20 protein-coding genes are annotated in these 20691 nt (G+C 39.6%); 14 read left to right on the forward strand and 6 right to left on the reverse strand.

Annotated elements, in window-relative coordinates; all coding sequences use genetic code 11:
• Positions 1-84 precede the first annotated feature (84 nt).
• Positions 85-1899, reverse strand: coding sequence for a glycerophosphoryl diester phosphodiesterase membrane domain-containing protein (locus tag GQR93_RS12560; RefSeq protein ID WP_004466253.1), 1815 nt, complete (start codon positions 1897-1899; stop codon positions 85-87).
• Positions 1900-2053: 154 nt separating this feature from the next.
• Positions 2054-2272, reverse strand: coding sequence for a hypothetical protein (locus GQR93_RS12565; RefSeq protein WP_147605399.1), 219 nt, complete (start codon positions 2270-2272; stop codon positions 2054-2056).
• Positions 2273-4109: 1837 nt separating this feature from the next.
• Between GQR93_RS12565 and GQR93_RS15325 the strand changes: the two genes are divergently transcribed.
• The 6 genes from GQR93_RS15325 to GQR93_RS12590 all read left to right on the forward strand — a co-directional run bounded on the left by GQR93_RS15325 (position 4110) and on the right by GQR93_RS12590 (position 8652).
• Positions 4110-4247 (forward strand): hypothetical protein, encoded by a 138-nt coding sequence (locus GQR93_RS15325; RefSeq protein WP_004466242.1) that lies wholly within the window; start codon positions 4110-4112, stop codon positions 4245-4247.
• A 146-nt stretch (positions 4248-4393) separates the two neighbouring features.
• A complete protein-coding gene (locus tag GQR93_RS12570; RefSeq protein ID WP_004466240.1) occupies positions 4394-5257 on the forward strand; it encodes a DegV family protein in 864 nt (287 codons plus the stop codon).
• Positions 5258-5353: 96 nt separating this feature from the next.
• Positions 5354-6763 carry an MFS transporter gene (locus GQR93_RS12575; RefSeq protein ID WP_004466239.1) on the forward strand — a complete coding sequence of 470 codons (1410 nt, stop codon included), beginning with the start codon at positions 5354-5356 and terminating at the stop codon, positions 6761-6763.
• A gap of 274 nt (positions 6764-7037) precedes the next feature.
• Positions 7038-7547 (forward strand): TetR/AcrR family transcriptional regulator, encoded by a 510-nt coding sequence (locus tag GQR93_RS12580; protein WP_080544213.1) that lies wholly within the window; start codon positions 7038-7040, stop codon positions 7545-7547.
• Complete coding sequence (locus GQR93_RS12585) at positions 7544-8140, forward strand: NAD(P)H-dependent oxidoreductase (protein ID WP_004466235.1); 597 nt, start codon at positions 7544-7546, stop codon at positions 8138-8140. The genes GQR93_RS12580 and GQR93_RS12585 overlap by 4 nt, the downstream gene beginning before the upstream one ends.
• A 77-nt stretch (positions 8141-8217) precedes the next feature.
• Positions 8218-8652 carry a hypothetical protein gene (locus GQR93_RS12590; RefSeq protein WP_004466233.1) on the forward strand — a complete coding sequence of 145 codons (435 nt, stop codon included), beginning with the start codon at positions 8218-8220 and terminating at the stop codon, positions 8650-8652.
• Between the two features lie 53 nt (positions 8653-8705).
• Here the strand turns inward: GQR93_RS12590 and GQR93_RS12595 are convergent, their stop codons facing one another.
• Positions 8706-10520, reverse strand: coding sequence for an N-acetylmuramoyl-L-alanine amidase (locus tag GQR93_RS12595; protein WP_004466231.1), 1815 nt, complete (start codon positions 10518-10520; stop codon positions 8706-8708).
• 355 nt (positions 10521-10875) lie between these two features.
• On the opposite strand from GQR93_RS12595, the gene GQR93_RS12600 reads away from it, so the two are divergent.
• The 7 genes from GQR93_RS12600 to GQR93_RS12625 all read left to right on the forward strand — a co-directional run bounded on the left by GQR93_RS12600 (position 10876) and on the right by GQR93_RS12625 (position 15784).
• Complete coding sequence (locus GQR93_RS12600) at positions 10876-11610, forward strand: hypothetical protein (protein ID WP_004466229.1); 735 nt, start codon at positions 10876-10878, stop codon at positions 11608-11610.
• A gap of 563 nt (positions 11611-12173) precedes the next feature.
• Positions 12174-12392, forward strand: a complete 219-nt coding sequence (locus GQR93_RS12605; RefSeq protein ID WP_223801631.1) for a hypothetical protein — start codon at positions 12174-12176, stop codon at positions 12390-12392.
• Positions 12393-12608: 216 nt separating this feature from the next.
• A complete protein-coding gene (locus GQR93_RS15465) occupies positions 12609-13016 on the forward strand; it encodes a hypothetical protein (protein ID WP_004466226.1) in 408 nt (135 codons plus the stop codon).
• Positions 12971-13456: a hypothetical protein gene (locus GQR93_RS15470; protein ID WP_004466224.1), complete on the forward strand. Its 486-nt coding sequence runs from the start codon at positions 12971-12973 to the stop codon at positions 13454-13456. The genes GQR93_RS15465 and GQR93_RS15470 overlap by 46 nt, the downstream gene beginning before the upstream one ends.
• Before the next feature lie 99 nt (positions 13457-13555).
• Entirely contained in the window at positions 13556-14398 is an 843-nt protein-coding gene (locus tag GQR93_RS12615; protein WP_004466221.1) for a hypothetical protein, read from the forward strand.
• Between the two features lie 178 nt (positions 14399-14576).
• Positions 14577-15314 (forward strand): hypothetical protein, encoded by a 738-nt coding sequence (locus GQR93_RS12620; protein WP_003553290.1) that lies wholly within the window; start codon positions 14577-14579, stop codon positions 15312-15314.
• A 101-nt stretch (positions 15315-15415) separates the two neighbouring features.
• On the forward strand, positions 15416-15784 hold the full coding sequence (locus GQR93_RS12625) for a DUF1648 domain-containing protein (protein ID WP_003553289.1): 369 nt from the start codon (positions 15416-15418) through the stop codon (positions 15782-15784).
• A gap of 16 nt (positions 15785-15800) precedes the next feature.
• On the opposite strand, the gene GQR93_RS12630 is transcribed toward GQR93_RS12625, so the two are convergent.
• A complete protein-coding gene (locus GQR93_RS12630) occupies positions 15801-17015 on the reverse strand; it encodes an ArgE/DapE family deacylase (RefSeq protein ID WP_159298801.1) in 1215 nt (404 codons plus the stop codon).
• A 552-nt stretch (positions 17016-17567) separates the two neighbouring features.
• On the opposite strand from GQR93_RS12630, the gene GQR93_RS12635 reads away from it, so the two are divergent.
• Positions 17568-17993, forward strand: coding sequence for a YjdF family protein (locus GQR93_RS12635; protein WP_225430312.1), 426 nt, complete (start codon positions 17568-17570; stop codon positions 17991-17993).
• Between the two features lie 64 nt (positions 17994-18057).
• Here GQR93_RS12635 and GQR93_RS12640 read toward each other — a convergent pair whose 3' ends face one another.
• Together GQR93_RS12640 and GQR93_RS12645 are read right to left on the reverse strand one after the other, a co-directional pair.
• Positions 18058-19584, reverse strand: coding sequence for an ABC transporter permease (locus GQR93_RS12640; RefSeq protein ID WP_003553286.1), 1527 nt, complete (start codon positions 19582-19584; stop codon positions 18058-18060).
• A complete protein-coding gene (locus GQR93_RS12645; RefSeq protein WP_035444649.1) occupies positions 19581-20465 on the reverse strand; it encodes an ATP-binding cassette domain-containing protein in 885 nt (294 codons plus the stop codon). Before GQR93_RS12645 ends, GQR93_RS12640 begins: the two co-directional genes overlap by 4 nt.
• Positions 20466-20691 lie beyond the last annotated feature (226 nt).

Genomic DNA, 20691 nt, shown 5'->3' on the forward strand with positions numbered 1-20691 from the left:
AATCACTACTAAAAGAGCCGGTCGGAAGTAAACAACTTTTCCGATCGGCTTTTTCAATTCAATATATGCTTCAATATTAATCCGTTAATTTTGAGGCATACCGGCACTATCACTCGCATCCTGCAGTTCATTCGAATAAATCAATAAGCGCTGCGCATAGCTTGGATGATCAAACGTTGTTTCAATATTAACCTGTAGTTCATGAAGATCATCAGTAATAATCCCATCAACATTTAGAAACATCATTCGGGTCATATCATCGTCATCATCGACTGTCCAAGCAAAAACCTGTTGTTTTCGGGCGTGGGCCTCGTTCACAAAGTCCTGATTCAACGTTGTCTCTTCCATAGTATAGGCATTAGCTTTGGTTTCAGGAAATGAAAAATTAAACGGCAAAATGTAACTGACAAATAACTTTGATGCGCGCTTCTTTAAGCCGGTAATTACATGATAATCAAGTGAGTGAATCCGATCATGGTCACGCAGCAGCCGGTTTTCATACCGTTTGATAAATAACGCCAACATATTGGCACTATCGTACTTAGTTGTTTTAATTTCAACCAACAATTTTTGATGATCATGTTCGGCAGCCGTCAAATACTGGTCGAAACTGGCAATGTGCGCCGTATGGCCATTTTCATGCACCTTTAATTTTGTCAGCTGTTTAAGTGTCAATTGATGGGGCGCTTTATTAACACCCGCCAAATTTTTCAGATTTTCGTCATGCATCAACACAAATTGATGGTCCTTTGTCTCGTGGATATCCATTTCGACATAATCAGGCTTTTCCCGGCTGGTTTTGTTTAAAGCGGGAATGGTATTCTGTACGCCGTTACCATTATCAACACCCCGATGGGAGATGGTCAGTGGTCGCGTTAATAATGCACCCTGTAAATAAATGGCATTAAACGTCATTTGAAGGCTCAGAAAAAGCAGGACCAATATGGCCGCAAAGATTCGGCGGCGATAACGATGGCGCGTTGGTCGACTGACTACGGTTCCCACTGGTTGATTTATCCCACGGTCATCCAAATTAAAAATCAGTACCAACATGAAGACAACCAAACTAAAGGCGCCAATAATGTATTGCCAAATCGATAGAAGGCCCATGTTAATAACAGCACCGCTAAAGGCAACCAGGTTGGACTTTTGATCAAAATAAAGTTGAGCCAAATAAAGTAATCCCGAAAGTAACGTCGTCGTTAAGAAACTGATTGTACCTAATACCATCATTCGCCAAAGATAACGCCATCCATTATGATGGGTCATCTGCCAGCTCTTTTTGGCTGCGGCAAATCCGGGCTGCCGATTCAGAATCATTAACGGCAACACTTGAACTAATCGAATGCCCAGATAAAATAGCAGTAGATAAAATAATGCAACCAATCCCATCAGCCACCAGCTCTGATCAATCGTTTCAAAAATAAAGGCCGGCAGTTGAACTTTTGATAATAATGGGGAGTTCAGGTAAATATCCGAAAGCGGTAAGACCAGAATAAAATAGCCTAAAAAGAATAGAAAGCTTCCTGCTCGAAGATGGCCTAAATTTTTTAAAGCCGTCAATGCCACTCGTGGCAGTCGTTGATTTTGCCTTTCAGCAATATTTTGAATACCAAACATCAAAAACGCAAACTGCCAAAAAATCAATGCCAAAATGATGATAAGTAGAACCAATAATTCACCTACCGCTGCCGGTCGCTTGGTTAACAACCAAACGACGTTGGTATACGAGAGATATGGGACACCGTTCAATTTTAAAATCAGGCTGGTCGAAAAAGTCGTCAGAGGTACAACGATTCCCAACATCAAAAAATTGATAACGATGACCAGTATCGTATAGGCGCCCCAGTTTTTAAAAAACGTCTTAAATGCCTGCCGTAAGAGCGGTTTCCCTTTCATTTTATCTATCTCCTCACTTTGGAAAGATTGTTAACTGCACAATCGAATATTTTACCATTATTAAAGCACAAAAACACTCTACCGTAGCGATAGAGTGCCTTTGATTTGATGCATGCCAATAATTCAAAAAATTAAGATCATCTATTTGGGCTTTCTAATGACGCGTACGTTTACTCGTCATAGTTAACCCAAAGCCTATGATCAAAAATACCATAGCTAGGATCAAGACAAGATCCGCTCCAATCCCAGAGCCAGTTATTTCAAAAGCATGTCCTCGCTGTGAAATATTAAGACCCATGCCTTGATACTTAGCTAAAAAGGTTCCTAAAATCAGTAATATAAAACCAATGATCAGTTGAATTTTTCCTGTCAAAATCATCAACCCTCTTTGTGTTCTTTAATAACCATAGAAGCAAGATAAAAATCAAAGACAATGCTTAGCAGCACTCATCTCTTTAAATTAAGGTTCTACTCATTGACCTTATTTTCCATCGACTAAATAATAAAGAGAATTGAAATGCAAACATAAGTCTCTGCAGAATGATGCTTTGCAATTATATCAACACCCTGTAACTTTAGTGCAGAGCTCATCGCATTCATAATTAGTGCCTTTTCTTTCACGTACAAAATTAACCTGTTTAACTTTGCACGTGTTAACAATTCTTGCATATGTTTTGTATTTTTATACTGTTCTCTTTAAAATAGTAAGAATTTTTTCTCCTTCTCAATTTTAATTAAATGATAACATTCTAAGTTTTGATGTAAAGCTTTTGTACTAATTATTTTAACAAATGGTGTTGTTTCAGCATACTGACGGCTGCTTTTTGCTTTACTGCGCAAATGATTGTCTTTGATATCATGAGAGTCAATCTTTTTTTACCTTTTATCTAAAAAAATTATTTGTTATTCCCAAATTCTATGTTTAAACTATATTTTGTATAGTAAGTGTTTATGCCTTTTTGGAAATCAATTCTTATTTTCTATCAAAGGTTCTTAACCAGGGAGTTAAAAATAATAATAATCGTTACTGAAGCTATGTAAAAAAGCCGCCTAGTATAACTTTAGTAGTTACAGGACAGCGTTCATATTCTTTAATTAATTTGTCACCGCCTTTGAAATGGTTTGCTAAGGAAATTCTACTAGAACAGGGGTTATTTTTGAATCTTCACTAAATCACGACACATAATGCCAATCTAGGCAAAGCATCAAATTATATAGTATCAATATCTTGATAAAAGTTAGATTTCATCGATATTATCAAGCCAAAACATATTCAAGTCGTTTTATAAAAAACAAATATCCCCTTTCCTGAGTTGCCAAAACAAAGCTGCTATACTTTTGAGCTACACCATCTCGAACTGAATTTCTCAAATTCAAAAAAGTTAAATTTAAAAGTACCAAGCATTTTTTACTATTTTTGTGTGGGCATGGCATAGAAATAGAACAGACCAATAATTAACATCAAAATCGTCACAACTAGAATGGCTATCACCGATATCACAACAAATTTCTTCATATTATTCCCCTTCATTAAGATATTCCCCCTCGAGACAATATCCCTAAATCCGTTATAGTTCAGCATCCTTTACCCGTCAATACACTTTTGTAATAGTGCTATACATAGACAATTAATGACATATTATTTTTAATGCCTAGTTTGTATAAATCACAGTAATTGCACAAAACTAAATAACTATGCATAACAAATTTGAGCTTATAGGTATTTAAATGATGATTTCCTTAATTAAAAGCCATTAGAAAATATTTTGATCAAGGTGACAAAAAATGTGTCTAAATTTTCAGCAGGATACATTGACAAAAAATCCAAAACCATTCTTTCAAAATTACGCATCAGCAAGGCATTATCAGTCATCCTTTGACAAATAAAATTATGATTTTATCCGTTTTTAACTTCTGCATAAAAGAACTATTTTATCCAAGTCTAAATTATGATAATCATCGGTTTACTGCTCAAAACAAAGCGGAGTACCTTTTAAATTTCTTCTTGCATACACAAACCAATTAGTTATCCAAGGTTATATTAAAAGAATAGGCAGGAATTTTTTTATTTCCTTTTCTACTTTATTTTCCTTCAAGCCAAAATTCTTGTAACATAGAATTGATCATATCAAAAAGCTGTCGACTACTACTTTTTGCCTTATATCTCAAAAACACTAGTCCACTTTATAATCATCAAAGGAGGCCATGACATGAGTAAAGGCACATTTTATCAGGGTGACGCTTTATTTGTTGTTCTAACTTTCATAATCGATATCGCAATTATTGCTGCTGTTATCTACTTTGGAATCAAACTTTTCCGCGCAATTACAAATCGCAACAAAAAATAGTCATCAACACCTTTTTCAGCAATAATCAGCCATTGAAATCTTTCGGCTTATAACCTTATTAAACCTGTGACATCCCCTTTGATTCGGGTTAAACTTAATGAGGTACCAGAAACTACTTAGGAGAACCGTTATGGGGGAAACAATTCATGAAAACTGCAGTCATTACAGACAGCGCCAGCTATTTGGATAAAAAACTTGCTGCTCAATACAACATTAAAGTACTGCCAATCACGGTTATTTTTGGAACGGAGCAGTATCAAGACGGTGTTAATATCACGTCTCATGAGTTTCTCGAGAAATTAGCTAATGCGGATAAACTGCCAACGACTGCTCAGGTCACCATGCAACAGATGCAGGATGCGTTCGATGAATTAAGCGCCGCCGGCTATGATGAGGTCATTTGTGTCAACCTCTCATCCGGAATTACCAGTTTCTACGAAAATCTGGTTGCGTATAGCAAAACCGTCAAAAATATTCGCGTTTATCCGTTCGACTCCAAGATTGCCAGTGCCGGAGAAGCTGATTTGGCACTTTTAGCAGGAACAATGGCTCAAAATGGTGAAAATGCGAAAACGATTTTGCCGCGGCTGATCGACCTACGGGATTCAATTCACGTGTCATTGGTCGTCGACAGTTTGGATCACCTGATGCGAACCGGCCGAATTTCCAGCACTTCCGCCTTTGTTGGCAACCTACTGAGAATAAAACCAATGTTAACGTTTGACGATAATGGCAAGATCGTTCCGCTTGGAAAGGCGCGCACAATGAAGCAGGCGTTGGCTAAAATCCTCGATGAAATTGAAAATTCGCTTTCAGATATCGACGGTCAACTCAGAATTTCAGTGGCTGACGCCGATAATCCCAAATTAAGCAAACAGTGGGTGACCGAAATCAAAGAAAGGTTCCCCAATGCCGCTATCAGTACCTATCAAATCAGTCCGGCAATTACTGTTCATACCGGTGAAAAAGCAATGGGTGTCGTGTGGGATTGCGATTGGGAAGCAATGTAATTTAGTCACTTTCTTGTTTAGAATAACTAACCGGGCCGAGGCAAAAGCTAAAATTTGCTTCCGGCCCTTTATTATCATTTTCAAAATTTAATTTGTTTGGAGTGGAGATTTTTGGAAGAAAAAATTAGTCGGCAGACGTTACTTTCACTGCTAGCAGCTGCCCTATTATCATTTACGGGTATTTTAACGGAAACATCAATGAACGTCACATTCCCGGAACTTTCACGTCTTTTTAATATAACGCTTGATACCATTCAGTGGCTGACAACCGGTTATCTGTTGATGGTCACAATTGTCATGGCAACGACTGCCTACCTGCTTAAAAAATTTCAAGCAAAAAGTATCTACGTATTTGCCGCATCCGCCTTCATCGTTGGGGATCTTCTATGTGCGGTTGCACCAAGCTTTTCGATTTTACTGGTTGGTCGGATTATTCAGGCAATTGCGACTGGGCTTTCTACCCCACTCATGTTTCATATTATTTTCACTCAGATCCCCAAGGGTAGAATCGGCTCCATGACCGGTCTTGCTGGAATGGTCATTTCTCTGGCACCGGCACTTGGTCCTACCTATGGCGGTGTAATCTCCTCAATCACAACTTGGCGCCTAATCTTTTGGTTGATCTTACCGATTGTCCTCATTGGGTTATTTCTAGGTATTCGATATATCAATATTGCCCCGTTCGGTACGGACAACTCATTTGACGTTTTGAGCCTGCTATTTCTAGCCGGGACACTAACCGCTTTTGTTTATGCTGTTAGTAAAGCCGCTTCGTTTAAATTAACCAACCTATCAGTGGTACTCCCGATTATAGTTGGCCTCATCTGCTTGGTCTTATTTATCATGGCAAACAGTCACGGTGAAAGCGGACTGTTGGATCTCAGCATCCTCAAGCAGGCAACTACTTCCCTTTCCGCATTTACTTATTTTAGTCTGCAATTTATCAACATCGGCATTTCATTCGTTATCCCGGTATATTGCCAATATGTTCTTCATACATCTGCGATGGTGGCAGGTTTAACACTATTGCCAGGTTCAATCATCGGCGCACTCACGTCTCCTTTTGCCGGCAATATTGCCGATTCCCACGGATATGCACTGCCAATCACAATCGGCCTGAGCTGTCTAACACTTGGGAGCTTGGTCTTTTTGGTTGCACAGCAGTGGTTGACCGCATTGTTGGTTGTCTTCGCGTTTTGTATACTAAGATTCGGCTTTAACATGGGCTTTTCAAATTCGATCTCAAATGCTTCCATTAATGTTCCAAAGGAAAATACCGCCGATATCAACTCGTTTTTTAACATGCTTCAGCAGTTTGCGGGGTCAATCGGGGTCGGTATTATGGCCGCTATCATGGCTTCAAGCCAAAACAGCGGCCATGGCTCCTTTGTTCAACGGTCATACATTGGTGGTCACTATGATTATTTGTTTGTGACCATTTTAAGTATCTGCGCATTAATTGCCGCAGTCATTAATTTTCGACTTCAAAAACGGGCTCAAGTTTAAATCAAGCCTGTCTTCTGACACATCTGTCGACTGAATAATCATTTTGATAACAAAATAAGCAGCGCTGTGAAAACAACCTTATTTTTTGCTTTCACAGCGCTGTTTAACGATATTGCCTACCGCCTACCCTAACTTATAAAATAACCGCAACTTATTTTAATGATTTACAGCCATAGGATAACGGTGTTACCTTATAAACATCAAGGAGGGGATTAATATAGTAGGAAAAACCAACAACACCAAAAACGATATTGTTACCTTAACCATTCGCAAAATCAAAGAAACCGGTTATCAGGGAATTTCGTTACGAAAGTTATTAGCAGAATTACACTTGACAACCGGTTCATTTTATAAACATTTTGATAGTAAGGATGATCTCTTCCGGACAGTGACCGCCACGCTCTCCGAACGACTCAGCCAGCAAGCACGGCAGACGGCTACGAAAGAAAAAGACCCACTCGTCCAGCTCATTGATCTCGGTGAGTTTATCATCATCCAATTCAAGAAGCAGCCCAACCTGATGGGTTTCCTATTTTTCAACAATAGCATTCTCGATCTCTACCAACATAATGGTACCAGTCATTTCCCTTTGCTGGACGATACCCATCAACTAATCAAAAAAATCATGGCGGTTTATCCGACTCATGATTCCGAAAAAACATTATTTGTCAAAGTCTGGGCCTTTATTCAAGGGTACGCCATGTTGATTCAAAATAACGCGGCTGACTATGATCGGGTCTTGTTAACTAACACTGCTAAAGAAATGATTGGAGTGAAATCATGATGAAAAAAATCGTTGTCGTCTATTGTCATCCCTATAATCAAAGTTTCAATCACGCCGTTTTGGAACAGGTATTAACCAACTTGCATCACCAGAATATGACCCCGGAATTAATTGATCTATATGCGGAACAATTCACTCCCGTTTACGATGCCGAGGAACTTCGATTATTTCATCAGGGAAAAACGCATGATCCATTGGTTACCAAGTACTTGAACATGCTGCGAAACGCTGATGGGATCATCTTTATCACACCGGTATGGTGGAATGATCTTCCGGGGATGCTTAAGGGATTTATTGATAAAGTCATGAAGGAGGGTGAAGGCTTGTCTCACACCGTCACTAAAACCGGTGTTCATGGTGAATTAACGAATCTCAAGCACGCCTATGTTTTCACAACTTCAACTTCGCCAACCTTTTACCTTCGGATGTGGTGTGGGAATGCGATTAGGAAGATTTTTATTAAAGTAACGCTGAAACAGTTAGGCATTAAATCTGGAACGTGGCTTAATTTTGGCAGTATTTCGACTTCTAAACCAGAAAAGAGACAGACCTACCTGAAAAAATGTGGGGAAATGACACTTGATTTTAGTTAAAAGTCAATCGTCATATTTAGTGAATTCATTCACTAATAAAGTTATAATAAATCCAAACAGTTCGTTTGGAGGCGATCATGATGCAAAAAACAAAAGGATTATTATTCCCAGTCGTCTTTTTAGCACTTGTACTAACCGGTTGCAGCTCTTCCAGCCAACAGAAAGATAACAAACCCGCCAATCAAAAGACGGGAGATTGGGCAGTTGTTTACAATGCATCGAACAAAAAAGTGACAACCTTACGCAGTAAAAGTGCAATTGATTATATTTCCGATAAAACCGGTGACGATGGCGGTAATCATCCGAACGGTATCAATAAAGACGTCCCTGCCGGTTCCAAACTGCGTTATCGGTATGACTTGTATCAGAGTAAGCCGCGGGTAAAGATTTCATTATATGTTTATTCGAATAAATATGCCAAGTTAACCAATCTTCCGGTTATTTCCAAGATTTCTTGGAAGATGAGCAATCAGGAATTTCAAAAATTCAATCATCCAAAAGAAATCGAATAACCAATTAAAAAAGCAATTCAAAAGTCGAATTGCTTTTTTGCTGGAAAGAATTTCTATTCATCACTGACAGTGACATCCGCTGCTTTAACAAATCCGATCCGATGATTGAATTGGATTTGGACGTATTGATCATTTCCTTTAATGACATTTTTAGCACTGTTCGAGTTGAAATGGGAATTAAAGTAATCTGATGTCATCTCGCCGCCATAAACATACTTTTGCCCTGGTGCAATAGTATATATTGGCGATGGTTTGGTTCCCGTTACCTTGTTTTTCTTCAAAATTGAGCTGGTTGGATAGGCACTCCCATAAACCGGAATGGTACTGGATCCCTTCGGTGTGACCAGCTTTCCAGTCGCATTCGTGGTATTGGCATCGTTAGGGTTATAGAACCAGGCAGGTTGTCCACCATAGTCAATTTCAGTCCAGTCCCCTGATTGACCGACTTTATAAAACTGCTGGCCATCAACAGCTTTATCTGTCCAGTCATCTTTTTCGGTTGTACCAACAGAACTGGTTGAAAAGTCCTTATCTGAAATAAGACTGCTATCGAAACCCGGCTGTTGATACAGATAAACAAAGTTAGAGCCCTTCAATGGCAGATCAACGCCATCATCCGTTACCTTTTGGCCTGAATCAGCTGTTAAGTTATGATCTGGGTCAGGCGTGATCGTCACGATACTGCCGGTTCCCTGACTATCCTTAAAATTAACACCCAACAAATCAAAGTAATGCTGCCAGTTCCAATAAGTCCCAGGGTCCCAATGCATTGTCTTCTGAGCTGCAGGGGTTAGCCCCGGCACGTTGTCATGGCCGATAATGTGCTGGCGGTCTAATGGAATATTATATTTAGCGGCCAAGTATTTGACCAGCGCTGCTGATGATTGATACATCGCTTCAGTATACCAATAGCCACCAACGGCCGCGTATCCTTCATGTTCAATTCCGATTGAATGTGAATTAATGTACCAATTGCCGGCATGCCAAGCAACATTTTGCGGACGAACCATCTCAGCTACCGTCCCCTGTTCCGAACTAATCACGTAATTAGCAGAGGTGTAACTAGGAGTTGAAGCAAATAAATTGGTTGCCTCATCAAAAGTTGTCTCTGTGTTATGAATGACAATATAATTGATTTTCAGCCCGTCACTTGGTCGATTGGCTAAATCATAGTTACCGTAGTCACCTTTATTATCAAATTCCTTATAAAGAGCCGGCACCCATTCAACCGGCAGCCCGTCCGGCCCATCAGTCGTACTGGGAACGGAGGCCAAATCAAGTTTCTCCGATTGGTCCTTCAATGGCTTCACCTTCTGTGCAGTCAGTATAACGCCGGATTTTGTGACACCCTTTTTGATTGTTTTGTAAACATTATCCGCAAAAAATGCCGCTGCCTGTTTAGTTGTGTCCTGACTGTATTTTTCAACTGCACCATACCAAGAATTAGCATGACTAGTCAACGAATGGCCAAGCTTCTTTTGATAATATGCTAGAAGTGCTGCACCACCGTTAATATTGGTTCGTGTATCTTCCTTAAGCCTTTTAGTTGAATAGCCTGTCAACCCAGCGGCTTTATTTAGCGTGTGAAGTGCTGCCGAATCAGGCAATGCCTTCGATGTATTGTCGGTGCCCGTTATCGTTGAACCATTCACATCTGTTAGGTGCATGACACCATAACCCCCAGCCACACTGGGTTTGCCATTATGTGCATCAAACCGGGTCTCGTTGTACGAAACCGCCTCTAAAACCTTAACCGGTACACGATATTTTTTAGCAGCCTGCTGAAAATCAACTTGAAGTGTCTCCTTAGCTTTCGCATTAACGCCGGTTGCCATACATATCGAAAACAAGCCAACTGCTGCACCCATTAATAACCAACGCCCAATTTTATATACCCTGTATTGTTTCAAAGTTGCGTCCCTCTTTCTGCATAGATATCCGTTAACCGATTATAAATCGTTTAAAACTAGAATACACTGAATGCATTTAAAAAGATATTATAAATGATAATTATTTTAATTTTTAAAAGTTATCTTTAATAATCATCTGACACATCGGCGTCACAAATAGATGATTACAAACTTCCATCCAGTTAAATTTTATTTTCCATTCCCAGTAATGTTATCATCGTTTTCTAATTTTTATGTTTGACTTTAGCGGTCATTAAGGTAAAATCAGTGTATACTTTCGGTATAATTATAATTCAATGTGGAGGGGATTCTTTTGACCTTATATTTAAAGCACAAATTGTCGTTACTGCTCATGGCAATTGTCTCTGTTACCTTTATCAATTTAGCAATCAACGTACGCGCAAGTACAACCGATGCCCCAACAGTGACATTAAACGAGCCTCTGCAAACCGATCCCAATACTCGAAATTACCTACCGACAGGCACAGAGGCGCTTTATACCAAGATCCCCAACCAGAAAGATGCAAAAATCAGCGTTAAGGCAACTGATTTAAAGTCCGTCGCAACAACGGCCGACCAAGGACAAACCTATTTCCGGGGTTATCGGGTCGCTCAAACCAGTGACGGTAAGTTCTATTTAAAAGTTGTGTCGTTTAATAAAGCCTATAGGGGGTGGATTTATGTCGGCAACAATAATCCAAGCAGTGACACCACTTCCGTCACGAATGGCCTAACATCGGTTCAAACGTTCAAAGAAGAAACCCCATCCGACACGGTTGCCAAGACAACTTTCTATTTTACGACACCCAAAGCGTCAACACTTACTTACACCGCCCCGGATTGGACACAATATAAGGTCGGTCGAAATCTTAACGCCACAACCGCATATGTGAACGATGCCCTTAAAGTTACTCAAATCGGCACTAAGCAAAATAATCGGGACAATAACGCTACTTACTATTACGTTGAAGACAGTGCCAATCCACAAGTAAACGGCTGGATCAAATCATCTGAAGTTTCCGCAGTGAAGCAAACTTTTAACTATTAACCATAACTAAAAAGTCAATATCGTTTTGGATACGCAAAATTGTATTGGCTTTTTAGTTTGCTCATGACGATTGTTACCACTCTGTTATTCTCAATAGTGATGAGCCACTTATCAACGCCGACCTTTTGAGATCATGTGATCCTCATCGAGCTGCTGACCAGTCATCTATATAACACCATAAAGAAACTCAACAGACCGAGTTATACTTATACCGTAGTTATCTTTATTGTTTGGAAGGACGTAATCAAATGGATAACAAGAAGTTGACTAAGCGAATAAGTAACTTTTCTTAGTCGGCTATCATCTTAATTATGATATTTGTTTAGTTTGTTGTTGGAAAAGCCAAATTCTATATTGGAGAATAATGACAGTTAGTTTATTTATTCCAATTTTCTTTTCGCCAGGATACTCTCTAAACAAGCTCATAACAAATGATATAAAACATCGAAAACAGAATTGACTTGATTTTAAGTTCCGAGCATAAAGATACAATGACGGCTATTCCCCACTGAAATCAACCAATATAATACTGTATGCGTTATTACTTAAAGGGGGAAATTGGATTGAACATCAAGATAACTGAAACCGGAATTAGTGATTTTGTAAGATTCCTGGGGATTGTATGTATGGCATCTGTTCTATGGATTACTAAACAAATGGGTATGGCCTTTTGGGGTTCAGGCGTTATTGTCGGCATTGTTTCCATATTCTTTTCTCCGGGATACTTTTTAAATAAAATCGTTTTTAATTATTTCAAAAGGTTGCAAAAGAAGGAGAAATAGATTTTCTTACTGTATCTTGAAATATTTATTGCCGTAGCCTTCCCTGATCATAAACCACATGAGTAGGGCTCCTGGAAGTTTTTAAATAACGGCTTAACTGCTGAGATGTCATTGAGTTAAGTTGTCAGCTTAATCCATAATTATCTTTTCATCTCATCCTACCTTCTAATTGTATAACCAGTTTCTGTTATAATGCATGTAGTGGAGGTATTTAATATGCTAAAAAAGAGTTTGTCGTTTCTGTTACTGTTAGGGGCTATTTTTCTTAGTCTAGCAAGTGTTGGCTCGGTATCTGCCAACACCATTCCAAGCAACTATTCTTTTGATGGCTCCAAATTTACAGGGCCGATTCCGTATTATTCAAGTACCAAAAGTCAGAAAGCTTATATTTGGAATAATACCCAAACCAAACGAATTCATAATTTAAAAAACTATCCTAACACTGTCTGGTTGGTTTCCAAGGCATTCGTGAAACCCGTTAAAGGCAAAAACGAAGTGTATTACAAGTTATATTCGGCATACAAAAAAAAGTTAAAGGGATTGCCTGGTACGGTTATTTCAAAAAAAGCATTATTAAGTTGCCGGTTCTCTTTAATAGCCAACAGGCCTACCTTAACGACCTAAATAGCAATAAAGCGCTAAAGTTAACTCGACTGGTTGCTAAGCTGTTTCCTAATTCCAAAATTAATCTAAATCTGTCTAAGAGCCTGTACCTCACTCAGCCTCAAAACGCTTATCTACTAAATAGTTTTACAAATACTAAAGAACTGGATTTAAATAAGCAAACTGGTAAGTGGTCCGTTAGTGAATATGAGCGTATGGCGTCCTCTAAAGCCATTAAATTAATTGACCAACGGCTTACGGAGTTGGGGTATGATCAGAATAAAAGAAATAGTATGTCTGATTACGACATTGGCTTAAATATTGTTGGCTATGCGCAATCCTTTTATAAGCAAAGTGACTTAAAGACAGCCAATCAGTACCGATATCCAGTCACTCTGCCAGGCTTTCGCGACATGGAAGATTATCAAGCTTGTGCCATTCAGCTTGGAATTCCCAAATAAAGTAAATAATATGTACCCCTTCCTTACTCAGGAAGGGCTTTTTCCTTTTTAATCCTGTAATTTAACTTTGATATACTTAAAATAATAAGGAGGAAAAACATGAAAAAATATTTAATCATCATTTTATCTGTATATAGTTTGATCACCGGTTTAACATGCTTAATTGGAGATCAGGCGAATGCTAAAAGCAATTCCAACTATCAAATAATCGCCAGTAAGCATGTTAATACCTATAAAGCGCTTAATTCATTCAATAACAACAGTATTCTCCATGTTAAAAATCAGTATAAAAACAAGAATGTGTATGTTTGGAATAAAGAGCACACCAAGGTCCTTTACAATTTGAAAGATTTCCCTAATTCCTATCTTTCGGCTTTAACCAAGCAAACTTACCTTCATGGTGGCCATAAAAGTCTGTATTATGCCGCATACATTGTAACCCCAAAGGGTAATTCCTCAAGATACGGTCGTATCTGGCAAGGTTATTTAACCAAAGGATATAATCGTCATTATCAAAAATTAAATTATTTAAGTACAGTTGGCTTCACTAATGATCAAGACTATCTAAACTACATCAAAAAATCACCATCGCAAGTTGTTGCACGTGCAGTTTTGAAACTCTTTCCAAACAGCAAACTTTCACTGAGATTATCAAACCTTGGTCAATTTAATTCAGACGTAGATTCAACTAACAAACCTTTTGAAGAATACTTCACGAATCGAATCAATTTACAAAAAGTCGCTGCCTACTTGGGACCAACCAAGTCAAAGCTAACAAGTTCGCAAAGAATCACAAAAATTAAACAAACATTGGTTTCAGAGGGCTACACAACCAGTAAGCGACATGCGATGAGTCACTATGTCATTGGTATTTATGATCCTAATCCAAATATGGCGTGGGAAGAATTTGTCTGGAGTATTAATTTAGCTAAGCCACTATAAATCAGTCAACCCGCTGTTACCCATTAAGCATTAATTATTTTGCAAACCTTTTTACAACATTAGATAATAAGGTTATCGAAAGGAGAATCGTGATGAATAAAAAAATCGTACAATTCTTATCTATCGGCTTATTAACGCTAGGAATCAGTATGATTGCCCAACCAGTGATTTCTCATGCTTGGACATCTACAATAAGTACACCTGGACCTCTGGAAAAGCCGATGCTGCAATTTATTACACTAACACAAATAAGAACGCGTATATTTGGAACTCCCGTTTTAACAAAAAACTGCATAATTTAAAAAACTATCCATATACCACTTGGTACATCAGTCGCTCATTTGTCCGGAAGAACAAAGTCTACTACTCAATTAGTAACGGTGGCAAAGTTAAAGGAGTTGTTTGGCACGGTTACGTGACCCCAGCCGTTGTTAAAAACCTTAACAGCTTTAATAGTGATAGCGATTATCTCAGCTACTTGAATACCGACAAGTCTCAAAAGCTTTCACGGGCATTACTAAAACTAATTCCCAACGCAAATGTAAGCCTCAATTTATCTCAGCAAGCTTCCATGAACAAAATTACGGATTATCAAAATATAATCAATCTGGGAACTGTAAGTGGTACTGTAACCGAAGGAGCAATCACTCACAAAACAATTGTTCATGATTTCTTGATGGGCTTCAGTGCAACTAACGCCGCTAAAGCAAAAACTGCTGGGAAGATGCTGGCGGCAAAGGGATATACAAGTGATAAATTAGCTTCATTGATGAGTCAGGGCTACCAAGTTGGTATTTACGTTAATGATGGCGCCGCAACTTCAGTTGGTAAATCTGGATATCCCAGCACCATTAGTTTTAAATCGTCAGTTCAAAATAACATGGCATTTGTGATTGCAAAACCAAAAGAAAACTGAACCCGGATGTCTAAAATCCTCTGATCAAAAAAGGACTTGTCTTCTTAAAATTTTATGCTAGGATAGCTGATAAATGGTTTTTAAAACCGCCTACAAAGGAAATGAGCCAATTGAGATATTCAATCATCATCACAAAGGTTTTGAATAAACTAGTAACTTTTAATTGGGGCATAACACTTTTATCGTTCATTACGGCAATTATTTTATATCCACAATTACCGGGACAGGTTCCGGATCATATTAACGTTGTCGGCGCTGCTGACGGCTATGGCAATAAGCTAACAATCTTTATAATGCCGATTGGACTACTGGTAATCGGCTTTTTATCGTCTAGCAAATTAATAGACAGTCGGTACGCAGATCTTACAATACAAAATACTTTCTTAAAAACATTGATGCTGGCGATATTGATCTTGCTATGGTACGGAACCGGGCTTTTTTTCTTTACTTACGCCCAACTACTGAGGTAAATTTCCCTGTCGCTAGCTATCCAGCCTGCCTTGCAGGACGAATCTGCGGGCTAACTACATCAGCAGCCAACTGTTCTGTTCGGCTACCTGCTTTAAAGTAACTAACTGCTATATCTTCATAAGCTGCAATGACCTGATAGAAGCCGCTTAGTGTCGTGTATTCGTCAACTTGATGAGAAACGGCCTTTTCATCCGGGCCCAGAATAACAACCGGCATTGTCGGATTTCCCTTGATAAAGACACTGGCATCAGTTGCACCGTTTGTTATTTCCAGTGCCACATTCCGATCAACAAACGCATCGGCTGCTGCTCGTTGTACCAGTCTTACAAAAGGATTATCGGGAGTGGTTTCAACCGGAGGAAAACTATGAATTAGGTCAAATTCCAGATGATAGTCCGTTTGTTGATTGATTTGTGAAATGGCAGTCTGAATCAATGCAATGACTTGCTGGTTATCAAAACGTTGCGTTGGTCGGACGTTCCCTGACAATTCCGCATAATCGGGAATTGTATTAACCTGCTCACCGCCACCAATGACTGTAATACTGTATTTTACCGCACCTAAAATCGAATCCAACGGTGCTTGTTGAAATAGTGTTGCTTCCGCTGTAGCAAACTGCAGTAATCCGGAAATTGCGTTAATTCCCTGTGTTGCCCGCGCACTATGAGCAGACTGCCCATAACTCTTAATACGGTAATTCAAACTTCCGGAATGGGCATAAACAATCTGACCATCGGTCGCTTCGCCAACCAGCAAAGCTGAAAGATCGTCAACCACACCTTGTTTCAATAAACGATTGGCACCCGGTGTTCCGTATTCTTCGCCTGCAGTCGCAATAAACCTCAATGTTCCTTTAACAGCCCGTTGTTCATGCAATTCGATAAGGGTGATAATTTGAGCTGCCAAGCCACTTTTCATATCGGCAGCCCCACGGCCATACAACTTATCGCCCACCACTTCGGCAGCAAACGGTTCATGGGTCCAAGCCCTTTGGTCACTGACATTAACGGTATCCTGATGGCCGGTAATTCCCAGCACTTCATCGGTCTCTTTCAAACCAACCTCGGCAACCAAATTAGCCCGATTACCATCAAAGCGGTCAATACGGTACGGAACATGATGAAGCTTGAACAAACCGCCAATGTATTCAGCCGTTTCAAGTTCATTGCCATTTTCAGTATTGATTTTAATTAAGTCTTTTAGAATTTGGAGCTGTTCATCTTTTCTCATTACCGTTAACCTCCAGAATTTTTATTGTTATTATCAATTTTTAGTTTGATGTTACTGTTTTGATAAAGACAAAAAAGTCCGTCCCTGTATTTTAATGAATACAGGGACGGACTTTCCGTGTTACCACCCTTTATCACGATTATTTTGCAGTAATCGCCTCAACAACTCACACTTAAGTCGTGTAAGTTCGGGATCGTAACGTGTCCTCACGTAGGTATCGCTTCCACTTACCTAATGCTCAGAGCTCATCTTCGTTAACGTTTCAAAGCCGCCCTTTCACCAACTGACGGTCGCTTACTCAATTACTCGGTTAACTACTCTTCTCTTCATCGCAATTTTATGTTAATGAAAACATACGCCATGGTGAAGATTTTGTCAACTTAATTGTGCTGACAAAGTTTGAATTGCGTCTACATTCAGTTCATGCTACGCTTTGATTGTCAGAAAAAACACAGTCCGGTTGGTAGTCCGGATGCGGTAAGCTTTCTTACCGTCAGTATCCTTCCCTCCTGGGTCGTCCATCTGATGATCACAATAAAAGGAGGGCTAACAATGACTAATATTGTTAGTGGTACGTTAACCGTTATTTTTGATCCACCATTTTATAAGGGCATTTTTGAATGTCATTTTGCGGAGACCTATCAAATTGCTCAAGTTATTCTCGGTACTTCAGCGCCAACATCGCGGCAAATCGAAGAATTTTTAATCCATCGTTGGAAGTCATTGGATTTCTTTCAGTCTGATCAGGTGCCAATACCCCTTATTCGAAAGATTAGTCCGAAGCGACTTTCACGCCTCGCCAATAAAAGTATCCGAACCACCGGGGTTGGAACAAAAGCCCAACAGGCACTGCAAAAGCAGCGTGAAAGTAAAAAAGCGGCTCATAAGAAACAGTATAAAATGTTCAGGGATCAACAAAAACAGTTAATTTACCAAAAGAAACGCAAGAAACATCAGGAAAAACATAAGGGACATTAATATAAAGCCGACTCGTCAATAAATGATGAGTCGGCTTTATACTATAAAAAATCAAATTTATCGTCTAATTTTTAATTGGATAAATTTTTGGAAAAAACAGCAGTGATAAAGATCCCAGACCAATCACCAAATAAATGACCGTTGGCAGTGTCAGACCGGATTGGTCAAACGGAAGTAACGGGGCACCATTAATATAGAGGTAAAAGAAAAGGACTATCACTAATTGAACCGGTCGCTTGCTGCCTGTTAGGCGACCTAAGAGTTGACAAACCAACGGTAATTGAACGGCCCAAATAAACAATGCCACCATCATAAAGGCTGGTACCTTACTCAAAGCGGGGAGCACAAGGAAAATTGATAACGCGATCCCAGCGAGACACTCCCTGAGTGTTTGGCGTCTTTGACCATTTGGTATCGTCCGCAGCCACTGATAAACATCGTTTTGAACCCCGCCGGCACCAAGTTCCGCAAATAACGGAATAACCGCTAAAAATAAAATTGGAAACGCCGAATGAATGAGTCCGCTATACGTACTGCCCCAATTCCACAACCAAATAATCATAATGATTAAAACCCAATAGTTTGTAACGCCACCCGTTAATAATCTGGACGATATATAGAATTGTGAGTGTTTGATACCATTCATTTCCATGGCTGGTAGCCGTTTGGCCGGTAATCGGAATGCAGGTAACCGCATTTCCCACCTACCCATATGATAAGCGCTGATAGGTCGACGCTCTAAAAGCAGGGCGGCTAACACGACCAGTCCAATTCCCAATAATACAAGCAGTCCCATATTCAAAAAATCCAATCCCGTTAACTTCAACGTCGGAAAAACAAGGTTATGCGCGCCCGTATACCGAGTTGAGGTACTGGCGCCAATGACTTTTAGTAACGTTAACGGCTTCCCGGAGGATTGCACCACGGCTTGTTTAATATTTGTAATTAAGTAGCCGCTGCCGGATAAGTTGAATAAACGCAGGAGATGACCGGGGGTGTGCTGATAATTCGCCCCTGCCGCATACAAAATAGCCAAGAAAGCCACTAAGCCGGCAGTACCAAGTCTACCGCGTAATCCCGGAATGAACTCCGTAAAAATTGTTAACGCAGAAACAAAAATCAAACCAGGTAATAATATCAAAAACGGCATCAAGAATTGACCCAGATTAAAGGTTGTCTGCCCAAATTTAAGTAAGGTGCCAATTAGTGAAAAGATTAAAATAATTAACCAGAAAATCAACATGAGACATAAATTGCTTAAAAATTTCCCCATGATATAGTTCAACTTTGAAAATTTAGTGGTTAAAAACAATGTCATCGTGCCATTATCACGATCCATTCGAATCGTATTTCGGAGAAAAGTTGCCCCGATTAACGGCAAAAAGAATCCCATCATAAAACTGACACTGATCGATGCCCAGCTGGCATTATTGGCTTGTTGATATGTATCCGGATTGACAATAATTGCCCGCATCACACCGGATCCTCTGGGAATCATCAGTGAGACCGAAAAGATCAGGGCAATGCATAACGCGACAAACGACATCCGCCGATACTTTTCCCGAAAAGTAGCCTGAAAACTATCTTTCATAAAGAAATCACCCCTTTAAGGGCACCCAAGTATGCTTCTTCTAAACTGGGTAACACTTGGCGGGCTTGTGGCTGCCTAGGCGTCTTCGCAATTTCTCTAATTTGAATGCCGTCCGGCCGCTGAATCAGTGAATTTGTCGGTTCTTCCAACTGTTTGGCAGTCAGCGGAGAAGTGTCGGCCGTGGTAACCGGATACTCCCAAACATGACCGATACTTCGTTTTATTAAATCACTGGGTGTCCCCTGATATAAGAAATGACCTTCCTTAATTAACAAAATTTGACCAGCGATCGCTTCCACATCGGAAACGATATGTGTGGACAGCAAAACCAAATGATCATTTGCCAACTCACCCAAAATATTTCTTAACGTTACCCGTTCCTCAGGATCAAGTCCGGTCGATGGCTCATCAGCAATAATGATTTTCGGGTCATTCAGCAAAGTGGCCGCAATGCCGACACGCTGCCGCATGCCTCCGGAGAAATCTTTTAATCGCTTATGACCTGTATCTGCCAAATGCAATCTTTCTAGAAGTGACTCGGTCTCTCGTCTCGCCTCTTTAGCTTTCATCCCTTTCATCCCAGCGATATAGTTTAAATATTCACCCGCCGTTAAATTAGGAAAATACGGGACCTGCTGAGGCAAGTAACCCAACAGATTTTTCATTACATTGGGATGGGCAATCATGCTTGTCCCATCAATCAAGACATCTCCCTTGGTCGGTTTCTGCAACGTGGTTAATATCTTCAATAGTGTTGTCTTTCCCGCACCATTCGGACCAAGCAGCCCGATTAAACCACCATCGTGAAGTGTCGCGTTTAGATCAGAAAAAATCTTTGTTTTACCATAACTCATGCTCAGATTTTGTATTAATAATTCCATTTGTCTCTCATCAACCTCTTTTCCGGCATTAACCAAAGATTCGTGGTTAAAATGCCTTATCACCTATTTATTATCATTAACCTATTTATCAATATATAATAACAATATGCTTTACGAAATTATTTGTCCAACATAGTTTTATAATATCTCGTTTAAATTTTATCGTTATAGCCGTTAGTATCTAATCATTGCCTTACTTTTAATGGTTAATAATCGCAAAAAAGCA

Origin of the sequence: Lentilactobacillus hilgardii (assembly GCF_009832765.1) — a bacterium.
Taxonomy (GTDB): Bacteria; Bacillota; Bacilli; order Lactobacillales; family Lactobacillaceae; genus Lentilactobacillus; species Lentilactobacillus hilgardii.

Coding starts and splice junctions, on each gene's coding strand:
- GQR93_RS12560 (WP_004466253.1), bottom strand. CDS start 1,899: ATGAAAGGGAAACCGCTCTTACGGCAGGCATTTAAGACGTTTTTTAAA.
- GQR93_RS15325 (WP_004466242.1), top strand. CDS start 4,110: ATGAGTAAAGGCACATTTTATCAGGGTGACGCTTTATTTGTTGTTCTA.
- GQR93_RS12570 (WP_004466240.1), top strand. CDS start 4,394: ATGAAAACTGCAGTCATTACAGACAGCGCCAGCTATTTGGATAAAAAA.
- GQR93_RS12585 (WP_004466235.1), top strand. CDS start 7,544: ATGATGAAAAAAATCGTTGTCGTCTATTGTCATCCCTATAATCAAAGT.
- GQR93_RS12590 (WP_004466233.1), top strand. CDS start 8,218: ATGATGCAAAAAACAAAAGGATTATTATTCCCAGTCGTCTTTTTAGCA.
- GQR93_RS12595 (WP_004466231.1), bottom strand. CDS start 10,520: ATGGGTGCAGCAGTTGGCTTGTTTTCGATATGTATGGCAACCGGCGTT.
- GQR93_RS15465 (WP_004466226.1), top strand. CDS start 12,609: ATGCTAAAAAAGAGTTTGTCGTTTCTGTTACTGTTAGGGGCTATTTTT.
- GQR93_RS12615 (WP_004466221.1), top strand. CDS start 13,556: ATGAAAAAATATTTAATCATCATTTTATCTGTATATAGTTTGATCACC.
- GQR93_RS12625 (WP_003553289.1), top strand. CDS start 15,416: ATGAGCCAATTGAGATATTCAATCATCATCACAAAGGTTTTGAATAAA.
- GQR93_RS12630 (WP_159298801.1), bottom strand. CDS start 17,015: ATGAGAAAAGATGAACAGCTCCAAATTCTAAAAGACTTAATTAAAATC.
- GQR93_RS12635 (WP_225430312.1), top strand. CDS start 17,568: ATGACTAATATTGTTAGTGGTACGTTAACCGTTATTTTTGATCCACCA.
- GQR93_RS12640 (WP_003553286.1), bottom strand. CDS start 19,584: ATGAAAGATAGTTTTCAGGCTACTTTTCGGGAAAAGTATCGGCGGATG.
- GQR93_RS12645 (WP_035444649.1), bottom strand. CDS start 20,465: ATGGAATTATTAATACAAAATCTGAGCATGAGTTATGGTAAAACAAAG.